The organism is Tissierellales bacterium, from assembly GCA_025210965.1.
Lineage (GTDB): Bacteria > Bacillota > Clostridia > Tissierellales > JAOAQY01 > JAOAQY01.
Genome location: JAOAQY010000096.1, coordinates 1 through 20,105 on the forward strand (window position 1 = coordinate 1; position 20,105 = coordinate 20,105).

General features: G+C 34.0%; 19 protein-coding genes, 1 tRNA gene and 3 other annotated features. All 20 genes read right to left on the bottom strand.

Going from position 1 to position 20,105, the window contains the following annotated elements; genetic code table 11:
• The coding region (locus N4A40_07435; protein ID MCT4661680.1) for a U32 family peptidase at nucleotides 1-1,611 on the bottom strand (1,611 nt) is incomplete at its 3' end.
• Between the two features lie 58 nt (nucleotides 1,612-1,669).
• A complete protein-coding gene (gene zapA, locus N4A40_07440) occupies nucleotides 1,670-2,197 on the bottom strand; it encodes a cell division protein ZapA (protein MCT4661681.1) in 528 nt (175 codons plus the stop codon).
• Nucleotides 2,198-2,400: 203 nt separating this feature from the next.
• Complete coding sequence (pheT, locus tag N4A40_07445) at nucleotides 2,401-4,803, bottom strand: phenylalanine--tRNA ligase subunit beta (GenBank protein ID MCT4661682.1); 2,403 nt, start codon at nucleotides 4,801-4,803, stop codon at nucleotides 2,401-2,403.
• A 15-nt stretch (nucleotides 4,804-4,818) separates the two neighbouring features.
• A complete protein-coding gene (gene pheS, locus N4A40_07450; protein MCT4661683.1) occupies nucleotides 4,819-5,841 on the bottom strand; it encodes a phenylalanine--tRNA ligase subunit alpha in 1,023 nt (340 codons plus the stop codon).
• Between the two features lie 107 nt (nucleotides 5,842-5,948).
• Nucleotides 5,949-6,162 (bottom strand) — a binding site (T-box leader).
• A 66-nt stretch (nucleotides 6,163-6,228) separates the two neighbouring features.
• Entirely contained in the window at nucleotides 6,229-7,038 is an 810-nt protein-coding gene (locus tag N4A40_07455) for an RNA methyltransferase (GenBank protein ID MCT4661684.1), read from the bottom strand.
• Entirely contained in the window at nucleotides 7,038-7,688 is a 651-nt protein-coding gene (locus tag N4A40_07460; GenBank protein ID MCT4661685.1) for a TrkA family potassium uptake protein, read from the bottom strand. Before N4A40_07460 ends, N4A40_07455 begins: the two co-directional genes overlap by 1 nt.
• 11 nt (nucleotides 7,689-7,699) lie before the next feature.
• Complete coding sequence (locus tag N4A40_07465) at nucleotides 7,700-9,070, bottom strand: TrkH family potassium uptake protein (GenBank protein ID MCT4661686.1); 1,371 nt, start codon at nucleotides 9,068-9,070, stop codon at nucleotides 7,700-7,702.
• 159 nt (nucleotides 9,071-9,229) lie between these two features.
• On the bottom strand, nucleotides 9,230-9,583 hold the full coding sequence (rplT, locus tag N4A40_07470) for a 50S ribosomal protein L20 (protein MCT4661687.1): 354 nt from the start codon (nucleotides 9,581-9,583) through the stop codon (nucleotides 9,230-9,232).
• 30 nt (nucleotides 9,584-9,613) lie between these two features.
• The gene (gene rpmI / locus N4A40_07475) at nucleotides 9,614-9,814 is read right to left on the bottom strand and encodes a 50S ribosomal protein L35 (GenBank protein MCT4661688.1); all 201 of its coding nucleotides are present in this window, start codon (nucleotides 9,812-9,814) and stop codon (nucleotides 9,614-9,616) included.
• Between the two features lie 19 nt (nucleotides 9,815-9,833).
• Nucleotides 9,834-10,352: a translation initiation factor IF-3 gene (gene infC, locus N4A40_07480; GenBank protein ID MCT4661689.1), complete on the bottom strand. Its 519-nt coding sequence runs from the start codon at nucleotides 10,350-10,352 to the stop codon at nucleotides 9,834-9,836.
• 26 nt (nucleotides 10,353-10,378) lie between these two features.
• Nucleotides 10,379-10,513, bottom strand: a sequence feature (ribosomal protein L20 leader region).
• Between the two features lie 25 nt (nucleotides 10,514-10,538).
• The gene (locus N4A40_07485) at nucleotides 10,539-11,159 is read right to left on the bottom strand and encodes a histidine phosphatase family protein (protein MCT4661690.1); all 621 of its coding nucleotides are present in this window, start codon (nucleotides 11,157-11,159) and stop codon (nucleotides 10,539-10,541) included.
• Nucleotides 11,160-11,218: 59 nt separating this feature from the next.
• Nucleotides 11,219-13,132 (bottom strand): threonine--tRNA ligase, encoded by a 1,914-nt coding sequence (gene thrS / locus N4A40_07490; protein MCT4661691.1) that lies wholly within the window; start codon nucleotides 13,130-13,132, stop codon nucleotides 11,219-11,221.
• Between the two features lie 103 nt (nucleotides 13,133-13,235).
• Nucleotides 13,236-13,464: a binding site (T-box leader), on the bottom strand.
• A 118-nt stretch (nucleotides 13,465-13,582) separates the two neighbouring features.
• Entirely contained in the window at nucleotides 13,583-14,299 is a 717-nt protein-coding gene (locus N4A40_07495; GenBank protein ID MCT4661692.1) for a 16S rRNA (uracil(1498)-N(3))-methyltransferase, read from the bottom strand.
• Between the two features lies 1 nt (nucleotide 14,300).
• On the bottom strand, nucleotides 14,301-15,008 hold the full coding sequence (locus N4A40_07500) for a hypothetical protein (protein MCT4661693.1): 708 nt from the start codon (nucleotides 15,006-15,008) through the stop codon (nucleotides 14,301-14,303).
• Nucleotides 15,009-15,070: 62 nt separating this feature from the next.
• Nucleotides 15,071-15,146, bottom strand: a tRNA-Phe gene (locus N4A40_07505).
• Between the two features lie 79 nt (nucleotides 15,147-15,225).
• Nucleotides 15,226-16,116 carry an Hsp33 family molecular chaperone HslO gene (gene hslO / locus N4A40_07510; protein ID MCT4661694.1) on the bottom strand — a complete coding sequence of 297 codons (891 nt, stop codon included), beginning with the start codon at nucleotides 16,114-16,116 and terminating at the stop codon, nucleotides 15,226-15,228.
• 8 nt (nucleotides 16,117-16,124) lie between these two features.
• Nucleotides 16,125-16,856 (bottom strand): class I SAM-dependent methyltransferase, encoded by a 732-nt coding sequence (locus tag N4A40_07515; GenBank protein MCT4661695.1) that lies wholly within the window; start codon nucleotides 16,854-16,856, stop codon nucleotides 16,125-16,127.
• A gap of 71 nt (nucleotides 16,857-16,927) precedes the next feature.
• Nucleotides 16,928-17,452 carry a hypoxanthine phosphoribosyltransferase gene (hpt, locus tag N4A40_07520; GenBank protein ID MCT4661696.1) on the bottom strand — a complete coding sequence of 175 codons (525 nt, stop codon included), beginning with the start codon at nucleotides 17,450-17,452 and terminating at the stop codon, nucleotides 16,928-16,930.
• A 187-nt stretch (nucleotides 17,453-17,639) separates the two neighbouring features.
• Nucleotides 17,640-18,884, bottom strand: coding sequence for a YibE/F family protein (locus N4A40_07525; protein MCT4661697.1), 1,245 nt, complete (start codon nucleotides 18,882-18,884; stop codon nucleotides 17,640-17,642).
• Nucleotides 18,874-20,076, bottom strand: coding sequence for a polysaccharide deacetylase family protein (locus tag N4A40_07530; GenBank protein ID MCT4661698.1), 1,203 nt, complete (start codon nucleotides 20,074-20,076; stop codon nucleotides 18,874-18,876). The genes N4A40_07525 and N4A40_07530 overlap by 11 nt, the downstream gene beginning before the upstream one ends.
• Nucleotides 20,077-20,105: the final 29 nt, after the last annotated feature.

Genomic DNA, 20,105 nt, shown 5'->3' on the forward strand with positions numbered 1-20,105 from the left:
ATCCTTTGAAAATTTGCTTAAGTCTCTATAATTTGCACTTAAATACAATTCTTTATTTCTTAAACTATTTTTGCTTTTCGAAAATAATTCATCACTAACAATTTCTCTGTTACTATCTAATTCTGGTCTTTTATGATAAATTTCTTCTAATTTTTCAACTAATTTTCTTCTGCATGAATTAATTTCCTTAACCTGTAGGAATAATCCCTCTTGTATATCTGCGTTTACTTCATTAAATTCAAAATAAGTATCTTTTAACTTGCTCAAAGATTGCATTATCTTTTCTTCACTTAGACCAATTTTCTGAGCTTTTTGACTTGGTACATCCCCCTCGGCACTAACCCAAATTTCATTTTCTTCTTCAAAAGCTCTTAACTTTAAAGTATCTCCCTCCTTAAGTTCTATCCATAATCTAACTTTGTGAGGTATTCTTTTTTCCTTTGACCACATCTGTGCTTTATCTATTAGTTTCTTTTGACTCGTCCTATAAGCTGTGAATCCTGCCAAATTTTCTTTAAAATAAAGCTCATAGCAATTTGACTTTAGTTCTTTTATTTCATCTATTATCATTCCATAACTTTTGTTTTCAAATCTAAATTCTATTCCATCGCCTGATTCTAATCCTCTAGACGATTCTATAATCCAATTATTTTTATTTTTTGAAGCTCTCACTCTTCCAAGTTCTATGCCTCTATTATTTGGTTTGTCTTCCGAAAAATAGTCAGCTCCCCTATCATTAAATGCTAGACCTTCTGTAAATCCTCTATTGAAAATTTGCATAAGCTCTTCTATCATTTTATCTGATGAATCTCTTTCTGTCTCTTCCAATTTTGTTTTATAATGATTTACTACCGTCGCCACATATTCAGGCCTTTTCATCCTACCTTCTATTTTGAGAGAATGTACTCCAGCTTCTAAAAGTTCTGATACTTTATCTATAGTACAAAGGTCTTTAGGACTTAGATAATATTTTGTTTTTCCTATAGTATTTTCACTATCTACATTTACTATTTCATATGGAAGCCTGCATGGCTGAGCACATCGTCCCCTATTTCCACTTCTTCCACCTAACATACTGCTCATCAAGCACTGTCCTGAATATGATTGACAAAGCGCTCCATGTACAAATACCTCTAACTCTGGTCCCACTTTAGATGCCTTTAAAATCTCGCTGATTTTAACTTCTCTTGCCAACACCACTCTAGAAAATCCCATTTTCTGGCAAACAGCAACCCCACTCGCATTGTGTATACTCATCTGAGTACTCGCATGAATCTCGAATTCAGGGCAATACTTCCTCAATATATAGTATAGACCTAAATCTTGAATTATAAGCGCATCTACACCAGCTTCGTACAAATCTTTTATGTATTCTAGTGTTTCTTTTAGCTCCTCATCTTTCAATAAGGTATTCATAGTTATATAAATTTTTACGCATCTCAAATGTGCATATTTAACTAATTCTCTAATTTCATCTATCTCAAAATTTGAAGCATAATGCCTCGCATTAAACAATTTTCCACCCATGTATATAGCATCTGCTCCAGCTGATATCGCTGCAAAAAAAGATTCTCTACTTCCTACTGGCGCTAATATCTCATATTTTTTCATATACTTCCTCCAACATTAAAATCTATTGCACTCAAAACAAAAGAGTAGGCGATAAACTCTACTCTTTCATTCTACTAACTAATTCTGTTAATTCCTTTTTGACTTGAAGATATTTATGTTCTACCTCAAAAATCTTTTCCTGAGCAATTTTCAATTCTTCTTCAATTTTTGCTTTTTTGTTGTCATGTGTTTTCATCTCATTTATTTGTACTTCCATAGTCTTCTTCTGCTCAGCTATAGTCAATTCTAGCTTGTGTTTATCTTCTATTAATTGTTTCTGTTTTTCTTTTAATTTTTCAAAAACATCCTCATGTCTATCTACTTCTTCCCAGCGTTTTTTAAAATCGTCTAGTTCTTTCTCAAGTTTATGATTTTCACGTCTCTCTTTATTCAAATCATCAGCTAATGTAAACGCAGCTAAAACTGCAGCCATACTGTCGCTAAGCTTTGAATTATTTTTCATAATCTCTGAAACTAGCTCATCAATATGCTTGCCTATTCCCTGAATATAGCTTTCCGGTTCTTCTCCTACGATTGTATAATCTCTTCCGTTTATTTTGACGATTACTTTATGGCGTTCACTCATAAAATCGCTCCTTTTTTCTCATTATATAACCATTATATCTATATTGTAGCAATTATTCAATAGAACAATTGTATAATAGCTAGTGTTACATGCCCCCACTAAACCTATATAAATAAAGGAGCGTGTTTTCTCGAAATAATTTTGATAAAAAAACTGCTAGAACTTAAATAGTCTAGCAGTTTAATTTGCATATAGTATAATTGTTATTTTCTAAGTGTAGCTGAAAGCTTTTCTTCTAGTGCTGTCAGTATTCCATCGTGTGTTTCTTTTATATCATCATCTTGTAATGTTTTTTCATAAGAACGATAATGTATTGAATAAGCTACACTCTTTTTGTCAGCATCAATTTGCTCACCAGTATATATATCAAATAGTGAAACATTCTCAACTAATTGACCACCTACGCCTTTTATTACCTTCTCTATTTCTCCTACTGGTAAATCTCTCTCAACTACAAGAGCTATATCTCTAGTAATTGCTGGATATTTAGGAAGTGCTTTATACGTTCTAGTCAGTGTAGTAAGTGATACTAATAATTCTACATTAATTTCTGCAACATAAACTCTTTCTTTGATACCATAGTTTTCTAATACCTTAGGATGAACTTCTCCAAGTGTTCCTAATAACTGATTGTTTCTAGTTAAATTAGCTGTTCTACCTGGGTGGAATGCAGTATTTAATTTTTCAGCAGAATACTCGCATCCATCTATACCCAATCTCACTAATATTTTTTCCACCATGTCTTTCATTTTAAAGAAATCTACATCATTTCCATAAAGTCCAAAACATAAAGATTTTATTTCATGAGGAAGTGTAAGCAATTCTTCATTAGTAGGTATAAAACTATTTCCAAGCTCATAAGCCCACGCTTTATCTACACCATGTTTATAGTTTTTAGATAATACTTCAAGCATGTTAGGCATAAGAGTCGTTCTCATCACACTGAAGTCTTCTCCAAGTGGGTTTAGAATTTTTACTACTTTTCTCTTTATGCTATCTTCAGGCAATTCTATTTTGTCATATGCTTTCGGACTTATAAATGAATATGTTGTTATCTCATTTAATCCCTGACCATGAAGTACTTCTTTTATTAAGTCTTCTATTTTTCTTGAATCTGATTTCTCACCCTTAGTAAGTGGGCCTAAGAAAGGTTTAGGCTCGATTCCATCAAATCCATTAATTCTACCGATTTCTTCAATCAAATCTGCTTCAATCTTGATATCATTTCTATAAGTAGGTATAGTTGAAACGATAACTCCATCTTGAATTCTAGATTCAATTTGAAGGTAATTTAGTATTTCTACCATATCATCTACCGCAATAGTTGTTCCTAAAAGTTTTTCAACTCGCTCAGGTCTAACACTTACTTCCCAAGCAGTTCTCTTAACTGGATAAGTGTCAATTTGACCCTTTACAATCGTTCCTGCTCCAATTTCTTCTATCAACTGACATGCTCTATCACAAGCCTTGTCAACCATTCCTGGATCTAAATCTTTTTCGAACTTAGCAGATGCATCAGTTCTCATTCCAAGTGCTTTTGCCGTAAGACGAATGTTTCTTCCATTGAAATTAGCAGCTTCTAAGAATATAGTTTTTGTATCGTCTGACACTTCACTATTTCCGCCACCCATAACTCCAGCAATAGCAACTTCATTTTCTGCATCGCAAATCATTAGCATATCGTTTGTAAGTTTTCTCTCTTCATCGTCTAATGTAGTAAATACTTGACCATCTTGAGCTCTTTTTACGATTATCTGTTTTCCCGCAAGTTTATCATAATCAAATGCATGAAGCGGCTGACCCATTTCCATCATTACATAATTTGTTACATCAACTATATTGTTTATAGGTCTAATTCCAACATCCATAAGTCTTTTTTGCATCCAGTATGGGGATGCTTCAATTTTTACATCTTTTATAACTCTACCATAATATCTATTGCAAAGATTCTCGTCTTTGATTTCAATAGAGTCCATATAGTCTTTTATATCATCGACTTCGTTTTCAATTTTTATCTCTGGTAATTTCACTGGAGTTCTAAATGTTGCTGCAGTCTCTCTTGCCATACCAATTATACTTAAGCAATCTGGACGGTTAGGTGTTATCTCAATATCTAAGACTTCTCCTCTAAGCTCTAGTGCTTCCTTGACGTCCATCCCTGGAGTCAATCCTTCATGTAATATCCAGATACCATCTTTACTTCCCTTTGGAGTTACTGAATCATCTATTCCAAGTTCTTGTGTAGAACACATCATTCCATTAGATGGTACACCTCTTAATTTACCTTTTTTGATTTTAACTCCACCTGGTAATCTAGCTCCTACCAATGAAATTGGAACGTAATCTCCAACACTTATATTGTTAGCTCCTGTTACTATCTGTAGAAGTTCTTCTTCCCCTACATCTACCTGTGTCACAACTAATTTGTCTGCATCAGGATGTTTTTCTATACTCTGAATGTGGCCTATTACCACCTTTGTAAATTCTTTTTCTAAAGGAATAATAGCATCGACATGAGAACCAGTTAAAGTCAATCTGTCTGATATTTCCTTTGTTTCATTTTCTATTTGAACATATTCTTTAAGCCATTGAATTGGTAATAACATATTCTTCCTCCCTCTCTAGAATTGATTTAAAAATCTCATATCGTTATCGAATAATAATCGAATATCTTTTATGCCATGCTTAACCATTGTAATTCTATCGATTCCACAGCCGAATGCAAATCCAGTGTATTTTTCTGGGTCAATTCCACAATTTCTAAGCACTTCTGGGTGTACCATTCCGCAACCTAGAAGTTCCATACTCCATCCTGTACCGTGACACTCCGAGCATCCATCTCCTTTACATGCCTGACAAACAACGTCAACTTCTGCACTAGGCTCTGTAAATGGGAAGTAATGAGGTCTAAATCTAGTCGGAAGTTCTTCTCCAAATAGTTCCTTTATAAATCTATCTATCGTATCTTTTAGATTTGCCATTGTAATACCTTCCCCAACAACAAGACATTCCATTTGATGGAACATAGGAGAGTGAGTATCATCAACATCATCGAATCTAAATGTTCTACCCGCTGATACTATTTTAATTGGTGGTTGCATCTGACGCATAGCTCTGATTTGTACTGGAGATGTTTGAGTTCTAAGTAGTATATTGTCCCCTATATAGAATGTATCAGTCATATCTCTAGATGGATGGTTCTCTGGAGCGTTTAATGCGTCAAAGTTATTTGCGACAGTCTCGACTTCTGGGCCGTCAACTACATCAAATCCCATATTTCTAAATATATTTTCAAGTTCTTCTATCGTTTGAACTAGAGGATGTCTATGTCCTGTCATTGTAGCTTTAGCTGGCATAGTAACGTCTATTTTTTCTTTTTCTAATTTAGCTGTTAATGCCTTTTCTTTCATATTTACTTTTAAATCTTCTATTTTGTTTTCTATAGCAGATCTAACTTGGTTTGCCATTTCTCCAATAACTGGGCGCTCTTCTTTTGAAAGGTCTTTCATACCCTTTAGTATCTGTGTAAGCTCACCTTTTTTACCTAAATATTGGACTCTTAGATTATCTAGATTACCTAAATCTGCTACTTGATCCAATGCTTCTAATGCCTTTGCCTGTATTTGATTTAATTTTTCCTTCATACAAAGCCACTCCTTTCCCTTACTTAAAATCTAGCCTTTACAGCTGATTGAATTTAAAATTGATTGTGAACACCATAAATAATTGCAATAAAAAAACTCCGTCTCCAAAAAGGGACGAAGTTATTCCGCGGTACCACCCTGATTCACTCTTACGAGGCTCTCAAATTGTTAACGAACCGTAGTCCGGCAAAACCCTAATACTATTTCAGGTCTGCAGTTCAAGAGTGAACTTCAGCAATAGTTATACTTAAGAACTCTTACAGCCTTGAAGTTCTCTCTCTTTAAGTTCACTATACCTACTCTCTCTATCTATACTTTTACTTTAGTCTATAAACTATTTAATTTTAGTGATTCTTTCAATTTAGGACTAATTATATCATCCTTTTTCTAGTTTGGCAAGTATACTTTAGTCTGAATTTCATGCAGTATTATACCTGTAGCAATCGCTGCATTAAGGGATTCTGCTGCCCCTAGCATTTTTATTTTTAATAGTTTATCTGATAAATTAAATAATTCATCATCAACTCCATTAGCTTCATTTCCTATAATCAATATATTTTTAGAATCAAATTCGGTTTCATGCAAGTACTCTGATGCTTCCAAATTTGTTGCAAAAACTCTATATCCTGATTTTTTTATATTTTCCAAATCTACAAATATATCTTCTGATTTAAACAAAGGCATTCTAAGTATAGAGCCCATAGTAGATCTTACAACTTTTGGATTGAATGGATCTGCACTTCCTATTCTAAATATTATCCCATCTACTTTCAATGCTTCTGCCGTTCTTATTATCGTCCCGATATTTCCAGGATCCTGAACCCTATCAAGTAATAGCAATGTTGATTTTTCTCTATCTAGTTTCATAAAATCATCTAAACATGACCATTTTTGATTCAATACAGCTAGAATTCCTTGGGTTTGCTCAGTGTCAGAAATCTCCTTAAATAGAGGTTTTGGAAGCTCAAATCTAATTATTTTGTTATCCTCAAGTTTCTCAAGTAGTGCTCTCTCTTCGCTTTTCATTCCAAAACCAGTTTGATAAAACACCTTTATTATATCATCTGGGTTTCTAAGCGCTTCTTCTACTAATTTTATTCCCTCAATATAATACGAATTGGCTTTTTTTCTTCCACGACTAGTTTTGAGTGCTAATGCTTCTTTATATTGTTTATTTTGCTTACTTTCAATCAACATTAATCATTTTTCTCCAATTTTTGTAAATCCTTATTATTACCTATAACAATTAATATATCATCTGCCTTAATTTTTTCGTCAGCATATGGAGATATATTCAGCTCCTCGCCTTGCTTTATTGCTATGACATTTATACCATGACTAACTGGCAATTTAAGCTCTCTAAGTGTCTTATCTCTCCACTCCTCTGGAACGACAATTTCCACTATACTATAGTCTGGAGCAAATTCTATATAGTCTAATATATTTGATGAAACTAAGTTGTGTGCAACCCTAGCTCCCATATCTCGCTCTGGAAATACAACTTTATCAGCACCGATTTTTTGAAGAACTTTTGCATGAACCTCATTTTGTGCTTTTGCTATAACTAACTTTACACCCAATTCTTTAGCTATAAGTGTAGCCATTATAGATGCCTGCATATTAGAACCAATTGTTATAACTGCAACATCAAAATTGCTTATTCCAAGTGTTCTAAGAGTATTTTCATCTAAGGCATCTGCTTGAACTGCATGAGTAACGCTACTCGCTAAATCTTGAATTCTCTCTTCACTACTATCTATAGCCATGACATCATACCCTAATCCATAAAGTGTCTGTGCCAAACTCGTACCAAATCTTCCACATCCTACTACGACAAATTGTCTCATCTGTCTTCCTCCTAACCTACTATAATGCGTTCTTCTGGATATCTAAACTGTCCTTTGTTTTTCTTTTGTCTCTGAGCAAATGCAAATGCCATAGTTAGTGGTCCTAATCTTCCAACAAACATAGTCAATGTAATTATAAGTCTTCCGACTACAGTGAGATTAGGTGTAAGCCCTCTACTGAGTCCTACAGTCGCAAATGCAGATACAGATTCAAAAAATATATCTAAAAAACTAGCTGATTCTGTAATTGAAAGTGCCATAGTAACAACACTTACAATTCCCATAGCTATACCAACTACCGTCATTGATCTAAGTACTATCTCACTAGGTAATCTTTTCTTAAATGCTTCTATATCCGTTTTACCACGAACAACAGATATCATAGCATAAATTAGAGCTCCAACGGTCGTTGTTTTTATTCCACCCGCTGTTGACCCTGGTGATCCACCTATAAACATAAGTACTATTATAATAAATGCCGATGCATTTGTTATTCCAGCCATATCTATACTATTAAAACCAGCAGTTCTAGGTGCCATTGATTGGAAAAATGCGGCAAAAAGCTTTTCACCAAAATTCAATGAACCAAATGTAGCTGTATTATTGTATTCAAATATAAAAATCAATACGAATCCCAAAAGAAGCAATGCTCCCGTTATAACCAATACCATTTTTGTATGTAATGAGAACTTTCTTCTTGCGCCTTTGTGAAGTATTCTATCCGTAACATTAATATAAACCGAATAGCCAAGGCCACCAAATATTACAAGTAAACTCATAACTATATTTACTATCGGGTCTCCTACGAATTCAACCATACTGCTTCCAGTCAAATCAAATCCAGCATTACAAAATGCTGAAATAGAATGAAAAACAGCATACCAGATTCCCTTTACAGGGTCATTGTAATGAGGTACAAAAGTAAATGCTAATCCAATAGCTCCCATAAGCTCCACAAAAAAAGTTGATAATATAACATACTTTGTAAGTTTAACAAGTCCTTGCATCGTAAATTGGTTTAATTCTTCTTGCATTATAAGTCTTTCTTTTAAAGTAATTCTTCTTCCCAATAATAATGCAACTAATGTCGCCATAGTCATAAATCCTAAGCCACCAATTTGTATAAGTACAAGTAAGACAAACTTGCCAAATAATGTCCAATGCGCAGCTGTATTTACAACTGAGAGCCCAGTAACACATACCGCTGATGCGGATGTAAACAAAGCATCAATAAATCCTATACTTTTACCGTCCATAGATGCTATAGGCAAGTTTAAAAGTGTTGCTCCAATCATAATCAAAATAGCAAAACCTAAAACCAACACCTGTGCAGGTTCTAATTTTAATTGCTCTATACTCGATTTAATGTCGATTTTAAACATCCCCTTACTTCAAAATCATCTATTATCTATAGTGATTTTTCACGTCAATTTTTAGCAATTCTCAATTCATTTTTTCATTATATCACTTTTTCATAAGTTTTCAAAGTTTGACAAAATATCTTCTAAATAAAAAAGGGCCTAGGCCCTTTAAAATTCCAATTATAATTGGTTTTTAGCTAATTCAACTAATGCGCTGAAGCCTTGTGGATCATAGATTGCCATTTCAGACAATACTTTTCTGTTGATCTCAACGTTAGCTTTTTTCAAACCGTTGATGAATCTGCTGTAGCTTAAACCATTGATTCTAGCTGCTGCATTGATTCTAGCGATCCATAATTTTCTAAAATCTCTTTTCTTTAACTTACGTCCTGTGTAAGCATATTTTAACGATTTCATAACTGCTTGGTTAGCTGGTTTGAAGTTTTTGCTCTTCGCGCCATAGTAACCTTTAGCAAGTTTTAAGATCTTTTTATGTTTTTTCTTTGCGTTTAATGCCTTTTTAACTCTTGCCATCTGAACTCAGCCTCCTCTTTAAAATTCTCTCTAGTATGGTAATAATTGAGCTATTCTCTTCATATCGCTATCGCTAACAATCTTAGCTTTTCTAAGATTTCTTTTTCTCTTAGGTGATTTTTTAGTCAAAATGTGACTTGTATAGTTACTTCTTCTTTTTAATTTACCTGTACCAGTCTTTTTGAATCTTTTTGCTGCACCTCTATGAGTCTTCATTTTATTCTTAGCCATGAATAAGTCCTCCTCTCAATTATGATTTCTTTGGTGTTAACACCATAGTCATATTTCTGCCTTCAAGTTTTGCTTTCTTCTCAACATCGCTGATTTCCGAAACCCTCTCGGCAAATTTATTTAAAACATCAAAGCCAATATCAGTATGACCCATCTCGCGTCCTCTAAATCTAACGGTCACTTTTACCTTATCACCTTTAGATAAGAATTTGCTCGCGTTGTTGGCCTTGACCTCGATATCATGATTATCAGTTCTTGGTGTCATACGGATCTCTTTTACATTTACTGTTTTTTGCTTTTTCTTAGCTTCTTTTTCTTTCTTCGCTAAATCGTATTTGTACTTTCCGTAATCTAAAATCTTGCATACCGGTGGTTTAGCATTTGGTGATACCTTAACCAAATCCAATTTCTTTTCATTGGCAAGTCTCTGAGCTTCCTTTCCAGGTACTACTCCTAACTGATTGCCCTCGTCGTCAATTAATCTTACTTCTCTGTCTCTAATTTGTTCATTAATTTGAAGTTCCTTAATAAAAAACACCTCCTATTAGTCCTAGCTAATGGTAACTTGTATATAAAAAGCGGATAGCTAAAACTGCACAGCCATCCGCCAAAAGTCTAATCAAATCTTCGTTCAAACTTTAATATTAACCTCATTAGCCTTGCCATAAGGTGAGAAGCGGATAACTTCTACTTGCTTTACTTGATAAGTATACTCTACTCAATTCTATTTGTCAAGCTCTTTTTTATAATGTGATGTATCTCCATACAATCTCACATCGTAATCATCCAAACTTTTAAAATCTACAATGCTCAGACTTGTTGGTTTCACAAAGTTTTCCCACAATGTTTCAATCCCCAATTTCATAAAATAGTTCATCAAAACTTTCACTACTATTCCATGAGCTACGATCAAAATATTGCCTTCTTTTTCTTCACCAATTTTTTTGATAGTGGCAAGAACTCTTTCCTCTACTGATTCAAATGTTTCTCCATCTATCGGTTTATACAGTTCTGGTTGATTCCAAAAATTATGAGATTCCTCAGGGAATTTCTCATCTATTTCATCTATTCTCCAGCCTTCCCAAATTCCAAAATTACATTCTCTCAAATCATCTATAGTTTGAATTTCTATCTTCCTATCAGCCCTTAGTATTTCAGCTGTAGTTTGTGCTCTTTCAAGCGGACTTGCATATATTGCATCAAACTCAACATCTATAAGTGCCGTACTAAGCCACATAGCTTGCTGTAAACCTAGCTTTGTAAGTGCAGAATTCTTACTACCTTGCAATCTGCGCTCTTCATTCCACTGCGTTTGCCCATGACGTGTAATATAAAGTTTTGCCATAAACTACTCCTCCTCATATAGCATCAAGGATCAAGGGGCTATTCGCCCCTTTTCTATTTCTAAAGTGAATTTTGTTTTTCTCTAATTTCTTTACTAATTTTTTCTACAAACTCATCTAAAGTCGAGCTTCCTAAGTCACCCTTATCTCTAGATCTAACTGCAACAGCATTAGCTTCTGCTTCTTTCTCGCCAATAACTAACATATATGGAACTTTTTCTAATTGAGCTTCTCTTATTTTATAACCTATTTTTTCTGCTCTATCGTCTAATTCTACTCTTATGCCTAAATCAAATAATTTATCCTTAATCTCTTTAGCGTATCCTATGAATTTATCAGAAATAGGTAAAATTTTCGCTTGAACTGGAGCTAACCATGTTGGGAACTTACCAGCATAGTGCTCAATTAATATACCCATAAATCTTTCAATACTACCAAATGCAACACGGTGAATCATAATAGGTCTATGTTTTTCACCATCTTTACCGATATAAGTTAAATCAAATCTTTGTGGCAATTGCATATCTAATTGAATTGTTCCGCATTGCCATGTTCTTCCAATAGCATCTTCTAAGTGGAAATCTATCTTAGGACCATAGAATGCTCCATCACCTTCGTTAACTACGAAGTCAACACCAAGTTCCTCTAGCGCTCCTCTTAATCCATCCTCTGCTAATTCCCAATCTTCATCTGATCCCAATGATTTCTCTGGACGAGTTGAAAGTTCTAAATGATACTTAAATCCAAATGTCTTGTAAACTTCATCAATAAGCTGTGCAACACCTTTGATTTCATCTTTGATTTGTTCTGGAAGCATGAATATATGAGCATCATCTTGAGTAAAGGCTCTTACTCTCATAAGTCCATGTAGTGCTCCAGAAAATTCATGTCTGTGAACTCTACCAAGCTCTCCAACTCTCATAGGGAAATCTCTATATGAGTGCATCTCTGTCTTGTATGCAAGCATTCCACCTGGACAGTTCATTGGTTTGATCGCAAAATCCTCTTCATCAATTTGAACAGTATACATGTTCTCTTTGTAGTGATACCAGTGACCTGATGTCTCCCAAAGTTTTCTATTCAATATGATTGGAGTTTCTATTTCAACGTATCCCGCTTTTCTATGAACCTGTCTCCAGTATGCTAATAATTCGTTTTTAAGATCCATTCCTCTTGGTAAGAATATAGGGAAACCTGGGCCTTCTTCTGGTAATGAGAATATACCAAGTGCTGGTCCTAATTTTCTATGATCTCTCTTCTTAGCTTCTTCTATTCTCTCTAAGTAAGCTTCTAATTCTTTGTTTTTCTCAAAAGAGATACCGTAAATTCTTTGAAGCATTTTATTTTTTTCGTCGCCTCTCCAGTATGCTCCTGCTATACTAGTAAGTTTAATAGCCTTAACTTTCTTTGTAGAAGACAAGTGAGGACCTGCACATAGGTCTGTAAAATCTCCCTGTCTGTAGAAAGATATTATAGAATCTTCTGGTAAATCAGTTATAAGTTCTACCTTGTAATCTTCTCCTTGATCTGCTACAAATTTAAGAGCTTCTTCTCTTGACAATTCAAATCTCTCAATTTCTATGTTTTCTTTTGCAATTTTTTTCATTTCTTTTTCTATTTTCTCTAAATCTTCTTGAACAAATCTATGCTCAACATCGATATCATAGTAAAATCCATCTTTTATTGCAGGTCCTATAGCCAATTTTGCATCTGGATATAGTCTTTTAATAGCCTGAGCCAACATATGTGCACTTGTATGCCAGAAAAAATGTTTTCCATCTGCACAATCTGCTTTAAGCAGCTCAATTTCACCATCTTCTTCTAATTTGGATTTCAAATCAACAAGCTGTCCATTGAATTTAGCTCCAACAACAACTCTAGCAAGCCCTTCGCTTATTCCACGAGCAAAATCCAATACGCTCGTTTCTTTTTCTACCTCTTTAATTGATCCATCAGGTAATTTAATATTAATCATTGCCATTTGCTCTTCCTCCTTTATTTCATCATATATTATCTTTTGCAAGCTCTGTATTCATCAATTCCACACTTTTTTTACAAATAAAAAAACTCTACATCCTGCTAGGGACGAGAGTTATCGCGCGGTACCACCCTACTTAAGAAAAACATTGTCTTTCTTCAGCTCACGATTATAACGTAATCAACGGACATTCTTACACCTTATATAATCAAGGCTTTCGAACTCAGCTCAGGGTTAGTATTCAACCAAACAGTACTTAGAATGATTCCAGCCTAGTCATTCCTCTCTAGAAGCCTTTTTTAGTTTACTCGTCCCTTCACAGCTTTTATCTTTTGTTTTATTATATTTAGTTATATTTTTTTTGTCAAGTCTAAAATGTTTTTAATAATAAATATTCTCGTCAACAAAATATTTATAATAATAAATATTCTCGGTAGCAAAATATTTCTAATAATATAATCTACCTATGGCGACTTTTATAGCAGTCTCCACCCTAAGTATTCTATTCCCCAAATTAACGGCCTTAAACCCTATCTTTTCTAGACAATCTATTTCATAATCTGTAAAACCACCTTCTGGACCTATGGCTATAGTAATTGCTTTTTCTTCAAAATCACTTAAGCTGTTTTTATTATCGATCCTCGGATGAGCTACTATCGCCTCAGTACCTTCAATGATACTAGGCAATTCATCTTCTACAAATGGTTTGAAATACTTGTGAATACTTACTTTAGGCAGTATAGTATCACAACCCTGTTCTAACCCTAATAACATCTGTTCCTTAAGTTTTTCATCACTTAGCCAAGGTGTAGACCAATAGCTTTTCTCAACTTTCCAGGTTTTTATCAGATGTATTTCCCCTATTCCAAGCGTAGTGCAATCTTCTATAAGCCTTTTCATTGCTTTAGGTCTAGGCATAGCTAGTATAAGTTTTATTGGCAATTTATTCGGCGGTTCTCGGTTCAACTCGACCTCTATATCGGCAGACTCTTCATCCATTCTAACGAGTATTCCCTCTCCTATTTTCCCATTTAGTTCGCCTACTCTGATAGAATCTCCTAATTCCACCTTGTGCACTTCTAACATATGCTTATATTGTCTACCCTCTACTCTAATCGTTGTATCATTTATCCAATTTTTTTTATCTATAACTAATAAGTTCATATCATTCTCCCATAATCAATATAGTTCCGTAATCCACTATAATATCATCACTAAGTTCTATTAATTCTATTCCCTTAGCTTCAATCCATTCTCTTACACTCTTTTCAAAATCATGATACTCAAGTGAACCAGTAATGTAAAGTTTGTCACTTCCTTGGCTACTAGAGCCTCCTATAAATCCATGATCATATCCATTTAGTATTATACTATTTGGATTTATTTCCAAATAGTCAATCTTTTCTTTTCTAAGCACATTGCCAACTCCAACATCTCCACAAATACAGCTACCATCTGGGATTATTGCCATGGAACACTTGCCGTAACCCTGATTGATATTTACAAGTTCTATATTATTTTTACATAACTCTCGTTTTATTATTTCATCAGTAAAGTTAGCTCTGTGAAATGCTTTATTCCTCATGACAGCACAATTATAGGCTATATCTAAAGGATATTTATGTTCTAATTTTGATTTACCACAGATAAGATTCAAATCATATTTTTCCAATTTATTGATATAATGATTAAAAAGTTCTGGGCAAATAACTATTGTATGCTTATCAATTCTACACATCTGCATATCTGGATGATATGCAACTGGTTTTGCTAATTTTGAATGTTCTATAGTTTTTTCTACTGCAAAACCACACGCTTTTAAGTTAGCAATCATACTATCTGGCATTCTTCCGTCTACGATAGCTAATTCCATATCAACCACTCCGAGTTCTTTTTAATATATAAAAAAAAGACTTCCAAGCTGGAAGTCTAATCTGGTGCCCAGAGGCGGAATCGAACCACCGACACGGGGATTTTCAGTCCCCTGCTCTACCGACTGAGCTATCTGGGCAAAAGCGTCATCTCTTCTGACAACGATATTAGTATACCAACTTATTCCAATTGTGTCAAGAGATTTCCGCATATTTTCTCTATTTTTCAGCTTTTTCTATGAGTTTTGCCAAATCAGACTCTGAAAATACATATTTTGTATTACAGAAATGGCATGTAAGCTCTGCTCCATGATCTTTTTCAATCATATCTTTAATCTCTGCCTTACCGACACTTATAAGAGCTCGCTCTATTCGTTCTTTATCACAGTCACAAATATAGTTAATTTCCTGTTTCTCTAAAAGTTCAATTCCCATATCTTCAAAAAGGCCCTCAAGTATTTCTTCTGGAGAATATCCCTCGTCTATAAGTGCTGACATAGGTGTCATAACCTGTAGTTTGTGTTCAAGTAATCCTAAATCATCCTCTGAAATATTCGGAAGTACTTGTATTATCATTCCACCTGCTGCTTTTACAGATAAATCTTTTTCAACTAGTACTCCTAAAGCTACTGCCGACGGTTGCTGCTCAGATACTACATAATAATTACTCAAATCCTCCGCTATCTCTCCACTAATTAAATCAGCTTGACCTACGTAAGGTTCTTTAAGTCCATAATCTCTTATGACTGTAAGTTTTCCTTTACCAACAGCCCCGCCTACGTCTAACTTTCCTTGCTCATTTATCTCAACTGGAATATTAGGGTTTCCAACATACCCCTTTACATTACCATTTTTTTTGGCTACAACTGCGACTTCACCTAATGGACCGTCTCCCTTTATTATCATGGAAACTTCATCTTTTTCATTTTTTTGCATAACTCCCATTATTGCCCCAGCAGTAATACTTCTTCCAAGTGCTGCAGTAGCAACCGGTGTAAGGTTATGGGTAATTCTAGCCTTTTCCACCATTTCTGTAGTTTTTGCTATAAAAACTCTAAAACTTCTATTTTTATCTACTCCACGAATTACATAATTTTCTATTTTACTCATCTCCTATCCTATTTTCTAACTACAAAATTTACTCTCTCTATCTTTTTAGAATCATCAAATTCCATTTCAAAAGCTTCATAGACGTCTATTTTACCAAACCCAGCTTCACTAAGTTTTTCTTTCAAATATTCTATTTCATAAGCTCTTTCAAGATGTTCCTCTTCATATCTCTCATAGAGACCTTCTTCTACTTCCATGAATATATTTAAAATAAATTTGCAAATAGGTGCTTCATAGTTATTTTCCCAAACTAAAAAGCAATCCTCTTCTTCACTTATGAACTTATTTTTGCCTAATATATGCTCTAATTTATAGGGCGTATTTACATCGAATATAAAAATTCCATCCTCTTCAAGATGATTATAAACATTTTCAAACGTTTTTAAAAGATCTTCTTCTTCAACTATATAGTTTATACTATCACAAACAGCAATTATAGAATCAAACTTTTGCCTGTATTTAAAATCTATCATATTTTGATGTGAAAGTTTCAAATTTGGGCATCTGCCAATTTTTTCTCTTGCAAGCAAAAGCATATCTTCTGATAAATCAAATGCAGTAGTATCATAGCGCTTCTTACAAAAATACTGTGTCAAGTTTCCCGACCCACAAGCCATCTCTAAAACTTTCTTTGGCTTTAGGTTTTCCTTCTCAAATATACTTTCTATGTAGTCAAACCATTTATCATATGGTACTTCTTCCATCAGACGATCGTATACTTCAGCAAATTGATCGTACATCTTTACACCTCTCTTTTCAATCTAAAACCGAGGAGAAAAATCTCCTCGGTCTAAAATCATTTTTTCTATTTTTAATCTACGAATGAAAAAATGTATGGAATATTTCTAAAATAGTCACCATAATTTAGTCCATATCCAACTATAAATAAATCAGGAATAACAAATCCTGCATAATCTGGCTCGATTTCAACAACTCTTCTCTCAGGCTTGTCTAATAATACACAAGTCTTTACAGATTTAGGGCCTTTAGACTCTAAATGCTCTTTTATAACTTTCATAGTAAGACCTGAATCCATTATGTCATCTACAATAAGTACGTGGCGATCAGTTAAATCCACATCTAAGTCATTTACTATCTTAACTTGTCCACTTGATTCTTCACCGTGACCATAGCTTGATGTCGTCATAAACTCAATTTGTGTTGGCACTTCCATCGCACGAACCAAATCTGCTGTAAATACAAAACTACCTTTCAAAAGAGAAACAACTAATATTTTTTCTCCTGCATAATCTTGGTCCAATTTTTTTCCCAATCCATCAACTACATTTTGTATCTCTTCTGCAGAAAATACAACTTTTCTTTTCTTATTTTCCATAGGAATGCCCCTTTCAAAATTCTTCACTTAATTGTCATTGTAAAACAATCCGCGCTTTATGTCAATTATCTAGGGCCTTTCTTTTAATTGTCTGCTAATTTTTTTCAATTCTACTAATATTTTATTTAGTGTGAATTGCATACTTACAAGAACAACCATCATCATGACTATTCCTATCAAGGTAAAATTAATTGGAAGCTTCATCACTCATTTCACCTACCTCATCAGATGTTTCTTTTTTCTGTTCGGCTTTTTTATGCAAAATAATAAACGCTAGTGCAGTAACTGGTATTGAAAGTATAAGACCTATACTTCCCGCTAATGCTCTAAGTACTTCCGATACTATCAAGTCTTTATTTGAAATACTTTCCCAAGATATCTCATGAGCCATAAACAATAGCATCATATACATACTACTTCCCGTATAAGCCAATATCAATGTATTCGACATAGTTCCCATCATATCTTTTCCAACATTCATTGCTGATTTAAATAATCTTACATATGAAATTGACGGGTCTGCATCTCTTATCTCTGTCATTGACGACGCTATTGACATACACACATCCATAACAGCTCCAAGTGCTCCTAATATAATTCCTGCAAATAAAAGCCCTTGGAAGTTAAACTTAGTTGCCTGTGGTATAACCATTAACATTTGAGCTTCGTCATTTCCAAGACCAGTCAAATTACCAGCAACTCCAACAATCAATGTTATAAGCCCTGCTAATAAAACTCCTCCTATTGTTCCAATTATAGCGGCTAATGATTTCTTATTAAAACCACTCACAACAAATATAGTAACTAGTGTCACTATTATGGATAATGCTATAGACAACATTATAGGATTTTCCCCAGCTAATACTCTTGGTAGAAATATCTTAAGTATACAAAAGACAGTAAAACTAAGTGTTAAAAGAGTCTTAAAACCCTTCATTCCACCGATTCCAACGAGTACCAAAATAAAAGCGCCTATAAGGTAATAGATGTACTTATCCCTAGCTATTTCAGTTATATATCCCTTTATAAACTCACCATCTTTTGTAATTTCAATATCAACCATTACATCTTGTCCTTCTGAGACAATTATATTGTAAAGATATGTTTCATCTACTATATTGTTAACAAGTAGTGATTGACCTTTAAATCTTCCTCTATCTATCTCAACTTTTATATATTGAGTAGTAATTTTAGAGTTTCCCATAGCTTCTACATACTCTACATCTTCATCAACTATTTTTATGACCTTGCCCCGAGCATGCTCTATATCATAATCAACAAAATAGTCATCACCGACTTCTATTTCATCTACAAATCCATCTTGCTCTGAGTCTACTATCACACCTTCTTCAGTTGCTAATGAAGAAGGTGACATTGACAAAATCAAAACCACTGAGCAAAATAGCGCAATTATAAATCTGCTAGTTTTCATCATAAACGTTTACAGCCTTTCCATTTATTTTACTTTCATCTAATTGTTCTTTTAATCTAGCTGGAATTGTTATTATATCTTTTTCTCCATCACTTATATATTTTCTAGTTGGGTGCTTTTCAAACGACTCTAACCAATCTAATATCCCAACATTGTCGACTTCTATAACTCCAGCTCTAATTCTATGAATTGTAGTTTGGTCAAATCTTTTATCAACTGGAGAATAATACGGATCCCAGCCTACATTTAATACTGCCACATTCTCATATTCTGTTCCATCATAGCTTCCCTTAGCCAAAAACTTTTGCAACGCATCTGTCTTTGGTCTATGACCATATGGAAGTGCAAGTGTATTAACTCTATAACTTTCATCTTTAATCTCATTTTCTAATCTCTGCACCTGAACAGCTAATGCCTTTTGTATAGCTTCTGCATTTTGATATTTAGAGCTTTTAAAATCTACATGGCTCATTGTATGATTCCCGACATCGTATCCATTTTCAACAAGATAGTTTAACTTGTACTCAACATATTCTTCCTGTCCAAATGGATTAGTTCCAAAAAGAAAGAAATCGGCAGTTCCATTAAAATCTGGATGTTCTTTATTAAACGCGTCCATGATTCCAACCGCACAATTTGGGTCTATTTCCGGTATGCCATCTTTTTCACCAATTATGTTAAAATTATTTTGATTTCCATCATCAAATGTTATAACTATAGGTGTATAACCAGCTTCAACATCAATTTCATTATTTACATAATCACTCAATCTTATAGGTCTATAGCCTTCGTTGTATAATCTTTCTAAATCTTGTCTGAAATTGTCTGGTGTTCGAACCCATACATCTTCTTTTTCTCCAATATTGTGATACATAAGCACCATAATTTTACCCAATTCATTTGGCTTTTTGGACAAATTTATGTTTGCTATCTTCTCTTCCGTACTCAATTCCTTCTCTATTTCAGCTGTTTCTACATTTGACTTTTCATTAGTCTCCGATGAAATTTCTTTTGAAGTTTCTTCTGCCTTTTCAGGCATTTCTTCTACGTTTTCACTGTTCTCATTTACTGCTACTTGACTTTCATTTGCCGCATTTGCATCTTTAACATTTTCATTTCCGTTCGCACTACATCCAGTCATCATTAGAGCGCCAACCAAAACGATGCTCGCCCATGTTGCTAATTTTTTCATATTACCACTCCCATTTATATTTACTAGAT

Bases quoted from the DNA above. Each gene is read 5' to 3' on its own strand.
- N4A40_07495 (MCT4661692.1), bottom strand. From the start codon at position 14,299: ATGAACTTATTAGTTATAGATAAAAAAAATTGGATAAATGATACAACG.
- pheT (MCT4661682.1), bottom strand. From the start codon at position 4,803: ATGTTATTACCAATTCAATGGCTTAAAGAATATGTTCAAATAGAAAAT.
- N4A40_07455 (MCT4661684.1), bottom strand. From the start codon at position 7,038: ATGTTGATTGAAAGTAAGCAAAATAAACAATATAAAGAAGCATTAGCA.
- N4A40_07485 (MCT4661690.1), bottom strand. From the start codon at position 11,159: ATGGCAAAACTTTATATTACACGTCATGGGCAAACGCAGTGGAATGAA.
- pheS (MCT4661683.1), bottom strand. From the start codon at position 5,841: ATGAAGGAAAAATTAAATCAAATACAGGCAAAGGCATTAGAAGCATTG.
- N4A40_07525 (MCT4661697.1), bottom strand. From the start codon at position 18,884: ATGAAAACTAGCAGATTTATAATTGCGCTATTTTGCTCAGTGGTTTTG.
- hslO (MCT4661694.1), bottom strand. From the start codon at position 16,116: ATGAGTAAAATAGAAAATTATGTAATTCGTGGAGTAGATAAAAATAGA.
- rpmI (MCT4661688.1), bottom strand. From the start codon at position 9,814: ATGGCTAAGAATAAAATGAAGACTCATAGAGGTGCAGCAAAAAGATTC.
- zapA (MCT4661681.1), bottom strand. From the start codon at position 2,197: ATGAGTGAACGCCATAAAGTAATCGTCAAAATAAACGGAAGAGATTAT.
- N4A40_07500 (MCT4661693.1), bottom strand. From the start codon at position 15,008: ATGGAATTAGCTATCGTAGACGGAAGAATGCCAGATAGTATGATTGCT.
- N4A40_07515 (MCT4661695.1), bottom strand. From the start codon at position 16,856: ATGTACGATCAATTTGCTGAAGTATACGATCGTCTGATGGAAGAAGTA.
- N4A40_07530 (MCT4661698.1), bottom strand. From the start codon at position 20,076: ATGAAAAAATTAGCAACATGGGCGAGCATCGTTTTGGTTGGCGCTCTA.
- N4A40_07460 (MCT4661685.1), bottom strand. From the start codon at position 7,688: ATGAGACAATTTGTCGTAGTAGGATGTGGAAGATTTGGTACGAGTTTG.
- rplT (MCT4661687.1), bottom strand. From the start codon at position 9,583: ATGGCAAGAGTTAAAAAGGCATTAAACGCAAAGAAAAAACATAAAAAG.
- thrS (MCT4661691.1), bottom strand. From the start codon at position 13,132: ATGATTAATATTAAATTACCTGATGGATCAATTAAAGAGGTAGAAAAA.
- N4A40_07465 (MCT4661686.1), bottom strand. From the start codon at position 9,070: ATGTTTAAAATCGACATTAAATCGAGTATAGAGCAATTAAAATTAGAA.
- hpt (MCT4661696.1), bottom strand. From the start codon at position 17,452: ATGGAAAATAAGAAAAGAAAAGTTGTATTTTCTGCAGAAGAGATACAA.